This window comes from Metabacillus mangrovi, from assembly GCF_009711125.1.
Lineage (GTDB): Bacteria > Bacillota > Bacilli > Bacillales > Bacillaceae > Metabacillus_B > Metabacillus_B mangrovi.
This window is the reverse complement of sequence record NZ_WMIB01000008.1, coordinates 55,539-72,612: the sequence shown is the minus strand read 5'-3', so window position 1 is coordinate 72,612 and position 17,074 is coordinate 55,539. Positions and strand designations below refer to the sequence as shown.

The window sequence follows — 17,074 nt, the reverse complement described above, 5'->3', positions numbered from 1 at the left end:
AGTCATTACGAATAAATATACAATAATATCATACAAAAACTTTGTTTTATCTTATATTTTACTCTCCTAAAATACATATTTATTAATCTTAGTGCATATTACTTATTCTTTTACCGACTTTTATATGGTATCTTTTGTTCTATATTGACAGATTATAAGAGAGGAAGGAATGCGATGCAGAAAAAAGCATTTTCACTGCTGTTGTCCTTTATTTTACTATTCACTCTTGTCTTGCCTGCTGCACCTCCCGTGTCAGCGACGAATGACGCAAAAATCACTGCAAGCCAGTCCAAGAATTCGATGACGGAGGAGCGGGAAATTCAAATTACGGCAGATCTCGGAACGAAAACAGATGTCAATCAGCTGAAGTGGACTTTTGGCGGCAAGCCGCTGGAAGAATGGAAGCAATGGGATCCTAATGCAAAAAAATATTCCGGAAAACCTTACATTACGTTCTCCGAGCCCCCTGCCTACATAGAAGGATCAACCAAAATAAAAGCCACCATTAAATTCAGCCTTCTGTACGGTACGAATGATGTGTCACCAAGAAGTCTCCGCACACTTTACCCGGCTCTGATCGGAAATTATGACCTTGCTGTAAGCGATCCCTCTAAAGGAAAATCGGCTGTCACCTCTATGAAACTGAATGTTTATGATGAGTACCTGAAATGGGAGGAAATCAAGCCGGAAGTTGACCGGATCAGCAAAAATGCCATCAATGGACGGTACGTATCCTCTGAAACCCTTGGCCACTCAACGGAAGGACGTCCGATGCATTTTATGGTCCTTGCGAAAGACAAAGCGTCCGTTGACCAATATTTAAACGAGATTGCTAAGCAGAAACTCGAGAACCCGGCAGCTATAAAGAGAAAAATAGAGAACGGAAAACTGAACAATTACAAAGTTCCCATCTGGATCAACAACATCCATCCTGATGAATCACCGGGAGTGGATGCGATCATTGAGCTCTACCGGATTATGGCTACTGAAAAAAGCAAAACCTTTAAAACCGGTGAGCCAGGGAAAGAAAAAGAAACAAACCTGGATATCGATCAGGCACTCGACAATGTCATCTTTCTCTTTAACTTCACCCAAAACCCTGACGGACGCGTCCACAACACCCGGCAAAACGCAAATGGCTTTGATTTGAACAGGGATAACACGTACCAGACTCAAATCGAAACTCAGAATCTGGCAAAAGGCCTGACAAAATGGTCACCTGTGTCACTGCTTGATTTCCACGGCTTCTATGACGAATTCGTTATTGAGCCATGTACCCCGCCACACAATCCGAACTACGAATATGATCTACTGATGGATGGGATGATGGAGCAGGCTGAGGAAATGGGGAAAGCGGGAATTGCGAATACAAAGTACGACAGTTATCTGATTCCTCTTAAGGATTGGCCAAATAAATTTGACGATGCCACCCCATCCTATACTTCCACTTACTCGATGTTCCACGGAGCAATGGGACATACAGTGGAAATACCGGATATCAACTCTGAATCCTATAAAGCACTCGTAAACGCAGGCTTGGGGGCTGCAAAGTATGTGTCTGAAAACAAGAAGCGGCTGTTCCTGAATCAGCTCAATGTATATGAGCGGGGAGTAAAAGGCGAGGACAACCGTGCTGTTGATTCCTGGTTCGTGAATCCGGAGGGTGAAAAAATCGGCCGGGACCGCGATGGCAATGAAAGCTTCTTCCCTGATTACTACGTGATTCCAGTAGACAAAAAGGGGCAGAAAAATGTCCTTGAAGCACACAAAATGGCGAACTATCTGATCCGCAACGGCATCAAGGTGAGCAAGTCTGAAAAAAAGGTGAAAGCTGACGGCAAAACATATCCAAAAGGATCCTACGTAATTGATATGAAGCAGGCAAAACGCGGATTCATAAACGCGGTCCTATATGACGGCGAGGACTTGTCCGAATGGGAGGAAATGTACGCTGAGGTCATCAATAACTTCCATGATCTGCGCGGATTTGACAGAATGGAAGTGCGGGCGGAAAATGCTTTTGCCGGGGTACTGTTGCCGGTCAGAACAGCCGAAGCCCCAAAAACCAAGATGAAGGGCAATGCAGATTCATATGTCATCAAAAATTCCAGCAATGAGGCTGTAAAGGCAGTCAATAAGCTGCTAAAGATGAAAAAAACCGTTTATCAGCTGACAGAAGACGGAAAGAACTATGCGGCAGGAGATTATGCGGTATCCTCCGAAGATCTCTCTTCTATTAAAAAAGCTTATTATTTAGAGACTGTTCCTTATAATAAAAAAGTCAAGACTGTGAAGCTTCAGCAGCCTAAGATATACAGTACAGGGTCCGCAGCATCTAAATATGTCCTCAAAGAGCTTGGATTTGCTTTTGCCCCTTCCGAAGAAGAGGCAGACGTCGTTGTAGATGACGCCGGGCTGGCGAAAAAAGCGTTGATACAGGAAGGAAAGCCTTATATCGGGATAGGCAGCAGTGCATTAAACTTTATTGAAAAAGAAAACCTCCTGCCTGGTTTCGATTATTCGACCACAACCGGATCACGTGCTTCCCATGAAGGACTTCTCCGGACAGACGTCAATACTGAAATGCTCCAGACAAGCGGATATACAGCGGAAGAAAAGCTTTATATTGCGACAGGTTCTTATATGAAAGCTGTTCCAAAAGACAGTCATATCCTCGCGAAGGTCTCCGGACGGGAAGACTTCTTTATCAGCGGATGGTGGCCGAACCATGATGTCCTGAAAAATCAGACGATCGCTTTTACAAAAGACGAGATGACTCTTTTCTCAATCGATTTAACCAATAAAGCTCACCCTCAGTACAGCTACAGGCTCCTTGCTAATTCCATTTATGCAGCAGGGAAGTAATTTTCTTTAAAAGCTCTGTTAAACTTGGTTGTTGATTTACGCTGCAGGCGTTCGCTCCAATCAACAAGTGTGAAAAACCAACACTATGCTTTAACAAAGTCTCTTTAAAAAGAGGACTGGCCGAACCCCGGCTGGTCCTTTTCTTTTACACTCCTAAAGCCTCATTAACGATCTAGGAATATCGGAGTCGTTTAGACTTCTTTTGATAATTTATTCATTTTTAAGAAAACGTATTGAAAACGATACCATATTAAGTTATAATCATCTCAAGATCAAAAGAAAGCGCTACCATTATTCTAGTATAAGCCATTGTACATATGAATCTTAAAAGCTGTGATTCTGAATTCTGTACGGACAGGCCAGAATCTCATCCAGATACCGGCAGCATTAAAGGAGGTGTTTGTCCGCAGTCAGACAGGGGCTATAAATAAGACGCCGCAAAAGAAGTGCAAAGCGGACAAGCCGCAGCCGAAGCGATCAGAAACAGTTCAGGCCGCGCAGTTATGCAAGCGTTATCATCAGGGGAATAAAAACGAGTTAAGGGGAGAAATTTTATGATTAATAAAAAGACATTATTGCTGTCATCCGCATTGATTCTCGGACTTGCAGGGTGCTCTACCGGAGGCGGCGATCAAACGAGTTCCACCGGTAAAGACGGAAGCGTCACTTTAAACATCTTTCAGGGGAAAGTAGAATTTAAAACTCAGTTTGAAGACCTTGCCAAAAAGTACGAAGAAGAGAATCCGGATGTAAACATCAAGGTTCAGACGGTTGGAGGCGGAAATGACTATGCCGGAACCCTTAAAACAAAACTGGCATCCGGTGAAGAGCCTACCATTTTCACAGTATCGGGCCAGACAGATATCGATCAATACCGCGATCGTCTATCTGATCTAAAAGATACGAAAGCAGCCGGGCTCGCTCTTGAAGGCACCCTTGATAACGTGAAGATCGGTGAAGAAGTCATTGGTCTTCCTGTTAACCTGGAAGGATACGGAATCATTTACAACAAACAAATCTTTAAAGACGCCGGTATTGACGCTGCCTCCATCAAGTCAATGGAAGATTTGACGGCAGCAGCTGAAAAGCTGGACAGCCAGAAGGACAAGCTGAAGCTTGATGCCGTATTCGCTTTGGCAGGGAAAGAAAAATGGGTGCAGGGAAACCATGCCGCTAACCTTTTTGTGGGCAGTGACTTCAATTTTGACCCGAAAGCAACCTATGATGCTAAAGAAGTTCCATTCAAGAACGGAGATGCTTTCAAGGAATATATTGATCTCCAAAACAAATACACTGTGCAGCCGGCTATTAACCTTGATTACTCCCAGCAAGTTGAAGAATTGTTCTCTACCGGCCGCGTAGCAATGATTCAGCAAGGGAACTGGGTTTATCCGACCATTGAACAGATGGATCCTGAGCTTGCAGAAAAGAACACAGGTGTCATTCCTATTCCTTTGAACAATGAGTCTAAAATGCCTGTCGGCGTACCGAGCTATTACATTGTGAATAAAAAAGCGAGCGATGAAGAGCAAAAGGCTGCAGCTGACTTCCTTGACTGGATGTACACTTCAGATGAAGGAAAAGAAGCGGTTCTGTCCGAGTTCAAATTTATCCCTGCTTACGAAGGCTATGATTCCAGCAAAATCGCAGATCCTCTTTCTCAGGAAATCTATAAATATTCTAATGAAGGCAACACCACTTCATGGGTATTCCAAAACTTCCCTCTGGACTGGAGCGACTCATTCGGAGCAGAAGTTCAAAAGTATCTTGGCGGAAAAGCTACTTGGGATGAAGTAGTAAAAGCGAGTCAGGATAAATGGTCTAACGCTCGTCAATAAAGTCTAAAAGAAAAAGATAACAGACCCATTGTTATCTTTTTCTTTTCACAATTCAGATTGAAGTGAGGTACTGCCATCATGAAAAATAAGGATTTAGCATTCTGGTTATTTCTGGCTCCCGTTCTTCTTGCACTGGGATTAGTGATTGTCGTCCCGCTCGTCTACGGCGTCTACTATTCCTTTACCGACTGGGATGGAGTGAACGCTGCTCAATTTATAGGCTTAGAGAATTACACGAAGCTGCTTGGGGATAAGGAGTTTTTGAATTCGCTGTGGTTCACCTTTAAATTTTCCATCGCGACGGTCATCAGCGTCAACATCATCGGACTCGGACTTGCGATGCTTGTCACCTCTTATATCAAATCAAAAAACCTTTTGCGCACCATCTTCTTTATGCCGAATCTCATCGGGGGGCTGATCCTCGGGTTTATCTGGCAGTTCGTTTTCACAAAAGTATTCGATTCGATCGGCAAGGCTACCGGTATTGAATGGATGCAAGGCTGGCTCTCTGATTCCAGTACCGGCTTCTGGGGAATGGTCATTCTGACAAGCTGGCAGATGGCCGGTTATATCATGATCATCTATGTAGCATACCTTGAAAATGTCCCGCAGGACCTGCTGGAAGCAGCAGAAATCGATGGAGCAAATGCCCTGCAGAGATTCCGCAGCATCACGTTCCCTCTTGTTGCACCTGCTTTTACGGTCAGCTTGTTCCTGACTCTGTCCCACTCGTTTAAGGTGTACGACCAGAATCTCGCCTTAACGAATGGAGGTCCGTACAATTCCACACAAGCGGTCTCGATGGACATTGTTAACACCGCATTCCAGGTAAACCAAATGGCATCCGCCCAGGCTAAAGCGATTATCTTCTTCGTAATCATTGCAGCCATTTCATTGACACAGGTATACATCAACAAGAAGCGGGAGGTCGAGCTGTAATGAAAAAGAAAAAATCAGCAGCAAGATGGACCCTGGAAATACTCGGGATCCTGCTGGCCCTGCTCTGGCTGTCTCCTTTCTACTTGATGATTGTTAATGCGTTCAAAACAAAACGGGAAATCTTCACAAACACAACCAAGCTTCCTGAAATTCTTGTATTTGACAACTTTAAGCAGGCATTTGAAGAGCTTACCTTCCTGCAGACCTTTATGAACTCCCTGCTCGTCACCGGACTCAGTGTTGCATTGATCATCTTTTTCTCTGCGATGGCTGCCTATGCTCTGTCCCGGAACACGAGTAAGCTCAGCGGCTTAATCTTTTTCATGTTCATTGCAGCCATGCTGATTCCCTTCCAGGCGGTTATGGTTCCGCTCGTCTCCATTTTCGGAAGAGCTGATGCACTGAACTTCAACGGATTGATTTTTATGTATCTCGGATTCGGCTGCAGCCTTTCCATCTTCCTTTTCCACGGAGCATTGAAGGGAATATCAAAATCGCTGGATGAAGCAGCTACAATTGACGGCTGCAACAAATTCCAGGTTTTCTGGCACATCATCCTGCCGCTTTTGAAACCGATTTCAGTAACAGTCGGAATTTTGAATGTCATCTGGATCTGGAACGATTTCCTTCTTCCGTCGCTTGTCATCAGCGGTGATGGAACTGATACCATTCCACTGAAACTGTTCCTCTTTTTCGGACAGTATACGAAGCAATGGCATCTCGCACTTGCAGGCCTGACCATCTCCATCATCCCTGTTATCATCGCGTACTTTATTGCGCAAAAGCAGATTATCAAAGGGGTTTCCGATGGAGCAGTAAAATAAAGAACAGAAAAGGGAGCGCAGATGCGCTCCCTTTATTTTGAATAAACTTAAAATATAAGGTTAAGAAGAAGATACATAATCCCTGCGAGCAAGGCGGAAATCGGAAGTGTGATGACCCAGGTAATCAGCATCGTTTTAGCCGTTCCCCATCTAACCCCTTTTACCCTGTGAGCAGAACCAACTCCAAGGATGGAGGAGGAAATCACGTGTGTAGTGCTTACAGGCAAATGAATGTATGTAGCACCGAATATAATAGCGGCAGACGTCAAATCGGCTGCTACACCGTTTACCGGACGGATTTTCATAATTTTGCCGCCGACCGTCTTAATGATCTTCCAGCCGCCGACTGAAGTACCAAGTCCCATCGCCAGTGCACAGGATACTTGAACCCAGAGCGGAATGTCATCAGGATTCGTGTGGAACCCGTTGGCTATCAGCGCAAGCGTGATAATCCCCATTGCTTTCTGGGCATCATTCGTACCGTGGGAATAAGCCTGTAAAGCAGCGGTAGCAATTTGAATCCGGCGGAAATTGTTGTTGGTCTTCGTCCGCTGGCGGTTTTTTTTGAAAATCACTTTAAAAATGCTGTACACAATAAAACCGATGGCAAAAGCCAAGAGCGGAGAAACAATCAGCGCTTGGATGATTTTAATAAAACCAGCCCAATTCAGCGCACCGAATCCTGCAGCGGCAATAACGGCGCCTGCAATCGATCCGATCAATGCATGGGAAGAACTGCTTGGTATCCCGTAATACCAGGTGATCAGGTTCCAGGCGATCGCTGCAACTAGAGCAGCCATAATAACGATTGAGCCGTTTTGCAGAGTGAACGGATCCACGATGTCCTTCGTAATGGTTTTGGCAACCCCTGTAAAGGTCATCGCCCCTACAAAGTTCATTACTGCAGCAAGAATGATCGCGTGGCGGGGCTTGAGCGCTTTTGTCGATACCGAAGTAGCGATTGCATTGGCTGTATCATGAAAGCCGTTTATAAAATCGAAGCCCAGAGCAAGGATGACAATTAGGATGGTGATAATAAGAGTTAATTCCATAATAAACCGCCTTACCCGTTTTTCATGATGATGGTTTCAAGTGTATTGGCGACTCCCTGGCAGCTGTCTGCAATTTCTTCAAGCGTTTCAAAAATTTCTTTATGCTGGATAATCTTAATTGGATTGTCTTTTTCCACGGCAAACAGATTCTTTACAGACGTCCGCAGAAGATTGTCACAATTAGACTCTATTTCTTTGATTCGTATCGCATGCTCTCTTACAAGATCAAGCTTTCTTTCAGAAAGTGAATCAATCGCTCGGGAAATTTCAATGACCGCTTCATTAAGCTGGGTCACAAACTTCCTCATGTGATCAGTCGGCTGGGTAACAGAGTACATCTCAAACAGAGCTGCTGCCTGTTCAAACCCATCGATCACATCATCCAAAATAACGGCAAGCTGAAGAATATCCTCACGCTCGATCGGAGTAATGAATGCCTGATTCAGTTCTTTAACAAGATGATGAACCAATGTGTCCCCTTTGTTCTCATAATCCTTAACCGACTCAAAGAATTCCTTTAAGTCATGAGCATTGGAGATCTTATACGTGACAAAATATTCGGATGCCACTTTAATGTTATCCGCGATATCAATCAGCATATCAGAAAACTTGTCCTTCTTCTTTGAGAAAACCATTACCTTATCCCTCCATGGAGCCTATTATTTTTCTCTATGGCACAGCTGTATGCAGATGCGGAAATGTAAAACAGCGATGCCTTCTCTTTTTTTGCATCCTTAGGCATTATATAAGAATTTGTCGAATTGGGAAATAAACTGCTCGAATATTTACAAACTCTTAACATTAAACAAGAATTTTATTAATGTTAGTAATTTATAATTGTTTATTTACACTTTACCCTCTCTATCAGAAAAAACCCCTCTCAGACGAGAAGGGTTTTGTAAGCCTTTTCATTTTTACGTTGAAGATCGTTCGATCAGTTCAAGCATCAAGGGCTCCAGATCCTCGAGCTGGTTCTCCTCAGAAAGGATTTTGCTCAGCATGAGAAGCATGGCTCGTCTTCCAATCTCTCTGGCAGGCTGCCGGATCGTGGTCAGCTGCGGATATGTGACCTCTGCAATCGGCTGATCGTCAAAGCCAATGACAGCGATCTCCTCCGGCACTTTCAACCCAAGATTTCTCGCTTCATATACGAGTCCCGCTGCCACCTGGTCACTGCCTGTAAAAATGGCTGTAGGAGGGTCAGACAATGCACGCATCTGCTTCAGCACTTCTTTTCCATCCTGGTAGTCCGCAGCAATCCGGAACGCATACTCTTCTTTTGCAGCCAGGCCGAACTCTTCTAATGCCAGCTTGTAGCCCGACTCTCTCGCTTTGGATACAAGACTCTTAAACCTGCCCTGGCAAAACGCAATTTTTCTGTGCCCCTTTTCAATCAAATGCCTCGTCCCTATGTATCCGCCATAAACCTGGTCCAGGCACACATTTGGCATCCCGGAAGATGCATCATACTCATTGCACATCACGATCGGTCCGTGCTCCGCAAATTCCCGGACGGAAGCCCAGTCATTTTCAAGGGACGTTAAGATAATGCCGTCCACCTGCTTGGATTTTAATAGATTAAAAAACTCTTTCTCGATCGCTGCCTCGTATTTCGTCTGGCATACAAGCAGCCGGATCCCCTTTTCCGTCGCAACGGTATCGATTCCTTCCAGCAAATGCGAAAAAAAAGGATTGGTCAGCATCGGGATAAATACAGCAATCGTATCCGTCTTTTGGCTTCTTAATGTCTGTGCAGATGAATTCGGATAGTAGTTCAGGCTTTTCATCGCCTCTTCTACCAATCTCTTTTTCTCCTCTGACACATAAGGATACTTATTCATTACTCTCGAAACAGTAGACCGTGACAACCCCGCAAGATTTGCAACATCTTTAATTGTTGCCAATCGAGTTCCCCCTTATCAATTCCCCCTTGATGTGAAATCGATTCGTGAAATCGTTTTCATTCTTAAATTCTATACGAAAAATGGCGAGAATACAAGATGAGCAGAGGAATTTGAATGACTGGACGGCATGGTTCAATCAGCGGATTCGGTCTGCAAGCGGATTTCTCGTTTATTTCGACTTAATCTTTTATTATGATGCCTTCCAGGACTTCCGTTCCGTTCATTTTGCCGGTGAAAAGAGATTTTCCCCGCTTAATAACACCAGAACCGGTCTCCAGAGCCGCTATTTTATCTTAAATTCCTGTTTCCACAATCTTTCGGTCCCAGCGGCCGTTATTTATGGCTCGAAGCCTTAATTTCAGCACTTACTGCATAAATAACGGCTTCTCAGACCGATCGAGGCGGAATTCAGGCGTCTCAGCTGAGATAGCGTCCTCTGAGACCGGATTCACCGGCCTGAGCAGGCTGGAGACTCTCTCACTAAAAAAGAGCGGACAATGTCCGCTCGCGTGATCCTTTATGCCGCGCCACTCTGCTTAACAAGCGCGAATTTTTCCCATTTCCGGCTTTTCCACCGGAAGTACATGATGATGGCACGTGTCCATTCGTCGGCTGCGATTGCGAGCCAGATGCCCGCTAGGCCGAGATCGAGCTGGAATACGAGAAGGTATCCGAGCGGGACACTCATGCCGACCATTGAAATCATCCCCATCCAGACCGGGAACTGGGCGTCACCTGCCGCACGAAGTGAATTGATCAGCACAATGTTGATGGTTCTTCCTGTTTCAAGGACGATGCTGAGCAACAGGACATTCGCTCCGAGCTCGATGATTTCTTGATTGTCCGTGAACATGCTCATGAGCGGATACCGCAGGACGATAATCACTCCGACCATCCCGACGGTCACCGCAAGGGCCCAGGCGGCACTGCGCCAGACCTGCCCATAGGCGGTGTCCTTCTGCCCTCCTCCAACATACCTTCCTACCATAATGGCTGTTCCCATTCCAACCGCTATCGCAAACAGGAAGATAAACATGGACAGGTTTGAAGCGTATTGTCTGGCAGCGAGGGACGAGGCTCCGAGAAAGGTTGCATAGTACAGGAATACAATCTGGCACGCCTGATACATCACCTGCTCAAAGGCTGACGGAATTCCCACCTTTAAAATTTTCCCGGCAAACTCTGCAGAGAACGTCAAGTAGTCTTTCAAGCGGATCCGTACCTCCATAATCCGGTACAGAAGCCAGAAAAATACGATAATCGCAGCAACACGGCTCACAACGGATGATACAGCAGCCCCTTCTACTCCAAGCTCCGGGAAACCGAAATGGCCAAAAATCAGCAGATAGTTCAAGGCGATGTGGATGATGTTCATGCCAAGAGAGACGAACATCGCTTCTTTTGTGAAACCGTGCACCCGGATAATCGCTGCGAGCGAGTTGATGATGGCCTGCAGGAAGATCGCCCCGCCTACAATATGCAGGTATGATTGTGCATTGGCCAATACTTCCCCTTGCAGGTTGAGCGTTTGAAGCATCGAATCACTGAACAGCAGGAAGCATGCGCTGATCAGCAGGCCGGCACCGAGGTTCAGCACGACAGCCAGCGCCGAAATTCGCGCTGCCTCATGGAACCGTTTAGATCCAATATATTGAGCGACAACGATGGAAGCTCCGTTTCCAATTACTTCAAGAACCAGGATGGCAATATGTAAAAATTGATTGGCAGCCCCTACGCCCGATACCGCGTTATCTGATATCGCACTAAGCATGAAGGTATCTGCAATTCCCATAAGCATAAATAAAAAAACTTCCAGAAAAATAGGCCATGTGAGCATAAATAAACTCAGCTCTTTGGCTGGCTTGCTGCCTTCCGGCAAATCCGTTTGGGTCTGGGCCATGTTGTCACCTTCTTTATGAATTGACTAATGCAGTAATATGTATCGTACCACAGTTTTTGGAAAACCGGCACTCACTTTTTGGATGTTTACAGAAATGAAACAAAAAAACAGAACCCCGCTGATACGGAGTTCTGTCCATTCCTTTTATAAGCCAAGCAGTTCCTTCAAAAACATTAAACCGCGTCTTTCTTCTCTTTCATGCTTTTGCTTCTTGAAAGAATCGACCTGATTGACTGCGACCGTTCCGCTCACTTCATGGCCTGCCAATACGAGCGGGCGCTTTGTCGGGCTTTCAGCAGCCGGAACAAAATCCAGCCCTTCCGGTGAAACGTCCCCAGCAATTTTGTCCTCAAAGCTGCGTGTATTGAGATAGTCTGCAAACCGGGCCTCTTTCGGGTTGGACAGATCATAGCTCATAATCCCGCCTATTCTTTCAAGTCCAATGAATGCATATGGTTTTCCGTTCACCTCTCCGACTTTGACATCCTCAGGCTCCGGTCCTTTTTTCGCACTTCGCTTATCCATTTTGTCATCGTCATTGGACCAGTTGAAAAAGTCAGGATATTGCTCCGCTGTAATCTTTTCAAAATCGCTGCCGCTGTCGTACACGAGCTCCATTGTGTCTGCCTTCCAGATGGAGAATGACCTTCCGCCCAGCGTGTAGATGGCATCATTGCCTCTGTCTGTCAGCACTTCAAGCTTGTCATAAGCAGGATTTTTCTTCATTTCTTCAAGCTTCTTCTGAGCCTGCTCTGGTGACATGCCTTTGAACAGGCTGCTGCCGATCGTAATCTTATTTTTTACATCTTTGAAGTCCTTTACGTTTTCAAACTCTTCCCATTCTGTTGCATCGCCTTCATTTGCCGTTACGAGATAATCCGTTCCCTTCACTGTATAAGAAGTAATGGAATCCGGCATGTAGGCGCCGAGAACCGGCAGGGATTCTAAATTGATTTTCCCATCATTTGCAGCATCCAGTTCGTTTCCTTTTACAGAATGATCCTTGTATTCGAGAGATTTGACAGAAACGAGCTTGCCGCTTTTGACATCTACGGTTGCAATCGCATTATTTTCCTGAAGCGTGACGTAAGCTTTGCTGCCGTCAGCGGAAAGGGCCATGTATTCCGGCTCCAGGTCTTTCAGAGCCCCGCCTTCTTTATTGCGGATATGAACGTCCCGGTCAATGACAGAAGCGTTATTGAATCTGACCTTTTTGACCGCTCCGGTTTTTACGTCCACAATCGTTACCGAGCCTTCAGGATCTGTTCCTTTCTCCAATCCTTCCCTCGGTTCCCCTTCGTCAGCGGTCAGAATGGAATTTCCATCTGCACTCATTTTGATCATGTCAGGCTGAACGCCTGTTTTAAAGGTTTTCAGCACTTTTCCGCTGTAATCCGTCGCGACAATTTTGCCTGGTTTGGAATAATCCTTTTCCTGGACAGCTGCGACAATCACTTTTTTCCGTGTGTTCACATCGATGCTTGTAACATCACCATAGGTGAAGGAATCAGAGTTGACTGCTTCAGCAATGTTGATGGAAGTCTCTTTTTTCAGCTCCTGATTTTTCCCTTTCTTCAGCTCACTTAGAGAAACAATATCAATCGTCTGGGTTTTTCCGTTGATCAGGTAAAACTTTTTGTTGTCTTTGTTGTATTTAATAATTTCCGCTACGCCGCCCTCTTCATCCTGGGACCCTGTGCTGTAGCCGGCAATCTTGGATAAATCAATTTTCTTTCCAGTTTGTGCAGCACTCGTTTGAATGGATGGGACGAGCAATGCTCCAGCTGTGACTGCCGCAATAATCGGCTTAACGAATTTCTTCACATGAATTCCCCCTTATAAAATCACTGTGCTTTCCTGTCATTAATTGTAAGGGGGGATTATGGACATACTTGGACAGCCATGTAAAGTGTTTGTAAATGAATGATGACACATCCAAAAAAAGGAACCTGCTCGCTTACAGGTTCCTTTTCTTCATGTTTAGTTATTGATGAATATACCGTCTCGCCCCTGCGAATTCTTCTGCGTAGCCTTTCGTATCAACTGGAATGAGTTCAACGGATCTTTCAGAATTTGGTGAATGAATCATCATGCCGTTCCCGGCATACATGGACACGTGATGGACTCTCCCTTTGCCTTGATCATAAGCGTAGAAGAGCAGGTCCCCAGGCTCAAGGTTTTCAGGGTCGACCGGCTTCCCTGCCAGTGCCTGGACAGAAGAGTCACGCGGTATTGAAATGCCATGAGATTGATAAAGAGTAAAGGTAAAGCCTGAACAGTCAAAGCCGAAGCCGCTCATGCCGGCCCATAAATAAGGAAGTCCCAAAAACATCTTCCCTTTCCGGACTAGCTCTTCACCAGACGGCTCAGGGATTGCTTCTTCTGATCGGTACGCCGCTGCGTCGTTTTTGCTGATCCAGGCTGATTTACCATCCGGAGTCATGACCTTATATGCTTTTTTTGTTTCCTTGATATAAGGAAGCCTGGTATTGTAGCTGACTTCAAGCTTTTTCAGCTGTACCGTTGGCTTTGTTACCAATACGAAGGGCTTGTCCTGGTGGAAGGCAAAAGCAGGGCTGTAGGTAAGCTGTTTTGCCGGCATCCACCCTGGATAGCCCTGTTCATTTCTTGGTGTCCCCTGTCCATGTACGGCTACCTTCACCCACGCTCCTTTTCTTTCAAGAATGGTTACTTCATTTCCATAAAGTGCCTGAGTCTCAAGCATCCCATTCCCTGAAAGCTGCTGCTTTTCAGCCAGCGTCATGGAGCTTGTCCATTTCCGCAAATCAGCCGGTACTTGTGCAGACGGCTTGTCTACCTCCCGAAGGATATCGGGTTCTGTCCATAGAGTGGCTGCTGATACATTAATGTAGGCGGTTTGATTCTTTTCGGCTTTCACAGCAGAAGGGACAGCAGCAATCGTCAGCAAAACAGCCAGTATTCCAATCCAGATTTTTTTCATCCTTCTTCACTCCTTTTATGAAATGAGTTCTGCTGCAGGAAGTCCCAAACCAGGAAGGTCTGACAGCAGAACGTGATTCCTGTCGTATTGGATACAGGACGCATCTTCTTTCAGCCAAAGAGGTGCATCGAGGTCGAAGTAGCGGATGTTCGGATGAGCTGCCGCTAAATGGGCAGCCGCCCCTACGGAGACGGAGGATTCCATCATGCTTCCAACCATACAGGCCACACCGTGTAATTGAGCGACAGTGGCAATTTTCCATGCTTCACTGAGCCCCCCGCATTTCATTAACTTTATATTCAGCATATCAGCATATCGGCCCGCAGCGAGCTTCATCGCATCCTTCGCGGAAAACAGGCTTTCATCTGCCATAATCGGAATACCCGAGTGGTCTGTCACATATTTAAGGCCATCCCAGTCACTTGCCGCTACCGGCTGCTCGATCAGTTCAATATTCCAGTTCATCTTCTCAAATTGCCTGATAAACGCGACTGCCTGTTTCGGATCCCAGCCCTGGTTCGCATCAAGCCGCAGGCGTATATGGGAAGGAAGAACAGTCTGGATGGCTTCAACCCGTTCGAAATCCTGCTCAGGATCAGCACCCACTTTTACTTTCAGCACAGCAAACCCTTTTTCAGCAGCGATTTTAGCGTCTTCAGCCATCTTTTCCGGCCGGTCTGCACTGATTGTCATACACGTAGTGAGCGGTTTCCTGCCTCCAAGCAGCTTCCATAACGGAATCTCCAGTGAGCGGCTGAATGCATCGTGGAGGGCGATATCCGCAGCAGCCTTCGCACTCGGATTGCCGGCACAGCAGGACTGCACGGCTGAAAGCGTTTTTTGAAAATCAAACAGGTTCTTCCCTGAAATGGCCTCCTGAATCGGACCAAGCAGAGCAGCCTTAATGCTTTCCGCAGAATCCCCGGTGATCACATAAGAAGGAGCTGCTGAGCCTCTGCCTTTCATCCCGTTCTCGAAATGGATCACAGCATCAATGATCTCCACTTCCGTCACCGTGCGCAGCGCTGTTTTAAACGCCGCCAATAATGGTACCTTCCTTGTAAAGACGTCTATTTTTTGAATGCGCATGCTGTCCTTCCTTTCTTTTCACAATGCTGATAAAATTTTGGCGATCAGCATCCCGAAGTACGTCCCTAAAAATGAGCCCATCAAAGCCATAATCACCCCAACTGGGATCAATGCTCTGCTGTATGCAGCAGCAAGCATAGGGGCAGAGGCCATCCCTCCGATGTTCGCAAGGCTTGCAACCCCCAGTGTGAATAAATCATAGCGGAACCATTTCCCGAGAAGAATCATGATAACAAGATGGATCCCCATAATCGCGAAGCCGGAAATCAAGTAGATCGGCGCCTGGGCAATATCCGAAAAATCAGAGTGGGAAGCGATCATCGCAATGATGATATACAGCATGACATTGGATACGTCCAGCGCGCCAGGAATTTTAGCTGCCGGCGTGAGGGCAAAAATCAATCCGGCAACAGAAGCAATCATAATCGTCCAGCTTGTCGCATTAATGACATCCCCGACTGCCGGAAGGTTGTTTCCTGCAAGCGTAGATAGCGAAGAAACAAGGAGGCCAATCCCAAGCAGGTATAGCATATGCTCGAATTTCACCGGTTTTTCAACTTCCTCTGCAGCGGCAGCACTCTCCGCCATTCCTTTTTGAAGAGCGCCGGTATCTGCTTTTGTCCACTTGTTAAACCGGTCTGCAAAAGGAACAAGCCAGAACATGAGCATGACCCACACCGCGTAATTGATTGTGTCCATCATTAAAGCGTAGCCGAAAATGTTCTCCGGCACTTCCAGAATCCCTTGCAGAGCCACCATGTTCGCAGATCCGCCTGTCCAGCTTCCGGATAGTGCTCCGAATGCCTTCCATGTATCCTCTACATAGAAAGACTGCAGGAGAAAATAAACGATGATAAAACCGAGCGCAATGCTGACAACGGCTGCAAAAAAGCCGCCAAGCATCCGCGGTCCGAGCTGAATAACGCTCCGGATATCGCATTTTAAAAGCATAAGAAAAAGCATGGCCGGAAGCAGGGCACCGCGCAGCTGATCATAGGCAGCACCAGTAGATTCGTTATCTGCAAACAATCCAAATGTCTGCATGAGAGCTGCTCCAATATAAATCAGCACGATTCCCGGAATAAACTTAAAAAATTTCAGATGCTTGAATTTCCTCTCCAGTCCTACCATAAGAGCAGCAAAAGCAGTCAATACACTTACATACATAAATCCATCCTGAATCATCGGCATCCCCCTGTAAGTAAAATAAAAAAACCAGCCCAATGATTGGATCATCAGGCTGGATTTTGTCTAGGATTATGTAGACAAAGCAGCGAATTGCTGTTTGTATTTTCTTTGGGCGTCCCGAATGGCAGCGATTAATGCCTTTTGAGAAGCCCCAAAATACCTGTTTTGAATACAGGCAATAACCTCTTCATCGTCGATCCGTTTTCCCACAAGCAATGATTGGACGAATCTTACGGTTAATTCTATGGTCGCTGAACATTCGGCGTCCACAATTCTTCCGGTTGACCGGTCAACAACCACTCCAACAAAGAACTGGCTGAACTTTTTGGAGATGGGATTATTTTGAGAGATTTGCGCATCTCCTATTAAATAAACGGTTTCTTCATGAAACAACGGAAACATTCCCTTCGGAGCACATCCAGATCCAGCAGAGGATCCCACTTGGCAGAAGGAATTCTGATGTGTGAATGCGGTTTCTGTTTTATATTATACCATCCGATTAAAATTTTGAAT

13 protein-coding genes are annotated in these 17,074 nt (G+C 45.8%); 4 read left to right on the top strand and 9 right to left on the bottom strand.

From position 1 onward, the window contains the following. The first annotated feature begins 174 nt into the window (after positions 1–174). From GKZ89_RS10075 to GKZ89_RS10060, 4 genes are all read left to right on the top strand, one after another. Positions 175–2,865 carry a M14 family metallopeptidase gene (locus GKZ89_RS10075; protein ID WP_155112282.1) on the top strand — a complete coding sequence of 897 codons (2,691 nt, stop codon included), beginning with the start codon at positions 175–177 and terminating at the stop codon, positions 2,863–2,865. A 554-nt stretch (positions 2,866–3,419) separates the two neighbouring features. Then, positions 3,420–4,703 carry an ABC transporter substrate-binding protein gene (locus tag GKZ89_RS10070; protein ID WP_155112281.1) on the top strand — a complete coding sequence of 428 codons (1,284 nt, stop codon included), beginning with the start codon at positions 3,420–3,422 and terminating at the stop codon, positions 4,701–4,703. Positions 4,704–4,781: 78 nt separating this feature from the next. Next, positions 4,782–5,642, top strand: coding sequence for a carbohydrate ABC transporter permease (locus GKZ89_RS10065; protein ID WP_155112280.1), 861 nt, complete (start codon positions 4,782–4,784; stop codon positions 5,640–5,642). Then, a complete protein-coding gene (locus GKZ89_RS10060) occupies positions 5,642–6,466 on the top strand; it encodes a carbohydrate ABC transporter permease (RefSeq protein ID WP_155112279.1) in 825 nt (274 codons plus the stop codon). Before GKZ89_RS10065 ends, GKZ89_RS10060 begins: the two co-directional genes overlap by 1 nt. A 47-nt stretch (positions 6,467–6,513) precedes the next feature. Here the strand turns inward: GKZ89_RS10060 and GKZ89_RS10055 are convergent, their stop codons facing one another. The 9 genes from GKZ89_RS10055 to GKZ89_RS10015 all read right to left on the bottom strand — a co-directional run bounded on the left by GKZ89_RS10055 (position 6,514) and on the right by GKZ89_RS10015 (position 16,954). After that, positions 6,514–7,518 carry an inorganic phosphate transporter gene (locus GKZ89_RS10055; protein WP_155112278.1) on the bottom strand — a complete coding sequence of 335 codons (1,005 nt, stop codon included), beginning with the start codon at positions 7,516–7,518 and terminating at the stop codon, positions 6,514–6,516. Between the two features lie 11 nt (positions 7,519–7,529). Next, entirely contained in the window at positions 7,530–8,153 is a 624-nt protein-coding gene (locus GKZ89_RS10050) for a DUF47 domain-containing protein (protein WP_155112277.1), read from the bottom strand. Between the two features lie 279 nt (positions 8,154–8,432). Beyond that, a complete protein-coding gene (locus GKZ89_RS10045) occupies positions 8,433–9,422 on the bottom strand; it encodes a LacI family DNA-binding transcriptional regulator (RefSeq protein WP_155112276.1) in 990 nt (329 codons plus the stop codon). A 517-nt stretch (positions 9,423–9,939) separates the two neighbouring features. Then, positions 9,940–11,322: an MATE family efflux transporter gene (locus tag GKZ89_RS10040; protein WP_155112275.1), complete on the bottom strand. Its 1,383-nt coding sequence runs from the start codon at positions 11,320–11,322 to the stop codon at positions 9,940–9,942. Between the two features lie 144 nt (positions 11,323–11,466). After that, entirely contained in the window at positions 11,467–13,146 is a 1,680-nt protein-coding gene (locus GKZ89_RS10035) for a choice-of-anchor I family protein (protein WP_155112274.1), read from the bottom strand. Between the two features lie 160 nt (positions 13,147–13,306). Beyond that, complete coding sequence (locus tag GKZ89_RS10030) at positions 13,307–14,284, bottom strand: C40 family peptidase (RefSeq protein ID WP_155112273.1); 978 nt, start codon at positions 14,282–14,284, stop codon at positions 13,307–13,309. Between the two features lie 15 nt (positions 14,285–14,299). Beyond that, on the bottom strand, positions 14,300–15,373 hold the full coding sequence (locus GKZ89_RS10025) for a dipeptide epimerase (protein WP_155112272.1): 1,074 nt from the start codon (positions 15,371–15,373) through the stop codon (positions 14,300–14,302). 18 nt (positions 15,374–15,391) lie between these two features. Next, positions 15,392–16,558: a DUF819 family protein gene (locus GKZ89_RS10020; protein ID WP_155112271.1), complete on the bottom strand. Its 1,167-nt coding sequence runs from the start codon at positions 16,556–16,558 to the stop codon at positions 15,392–15,394. Positions 16,559–16,630: 72 nt separating this feature from the next. After that, positions 16,631–16,954, bottom strand: a complete 324-nt coding sequence (locus GKZ89_RS10015) for a DUF3870 domain-containing protein (RefSeq protein ID WP_155112270.1) — start codon at positions 16,952–16,954, stop codon at positions 16,631–16,633. Positions 16,955–17,074: the final 120 nt, after the last annotated feature.

Bases quoted from the DNA above. Each gene is read 5' to 3' on its own strand.
- GKZ89_RS10055 (WP_155112278.1), bottom strand. From the start codon at position 7,518: ATGGAATTAACTCTTATTATCACCATCCTAATTGTCATCCTTGCTCTG.
- GKZ89_RS10065 (WP_155112280.1), top strand. From the start codon at position 4,782: ATGAAAAATAAGGATTTAGCATTCTGGTTATTTCTGGCTCCCGTTCTT.
- GKZ89_RS10075 (WP_155112282.1), top strand. From the start codon at position 175: ATGCAGAAAAAAGCATTTTCACTGCTGTTGTCCTTTATTTTACTATTC.
- GKZ89_RS10050 (WP_155112277.1), bottom strand. From the start codon at position 8,153: ATGGTTTTCTCAAAGAAGAAGGACAAGTTTTCTGATATGCTGATTGAT.
- GKZ89_RS10025 (WP_155112272.1), bottom strand. From the start codon at position 15,373: ATGCGCATTCAAAAAATAGACGTCTTTACAAGGAAGGTACCATTATTG.
- GKZ89_RS10040 (WP_155112275.1), bottom strand. From the start codon at position 11,322: ATGGCCCAGACCCAAACGGATTTGCCGGAAGGCAGCAAGCCAGCCAAA.
- GKZ89_RS10070 (WP_155112281.1), top strand. From the start codon at position 3,420: ATGATTAATAAAAAGACATTATTGCTGTCATCCGCATTGATTCTCGGA.
- GKZ89_RS10060 (WP_155112279.1), top strand. From the start codon at position 5,642: ATGAAAAAGAAAAAATCAGCAGCAAGATGGACCCTGGAAATACTCGGG.
- GKZ89_RS10030 (WP_155112273.1), bottom strand. From the start codon at position 14,284: ATGAAAAAAATCTGGATTGGAATACTGGCTGTTTTGCTGACGATTGCT.
- GKZ89_RS10020 (WP_155112271.1), bottom strand. From the start codon at position 16,558: ATGATTCAGGATGGATTTATGTATGTAAGTGTATTGACTGCTTTTGCT.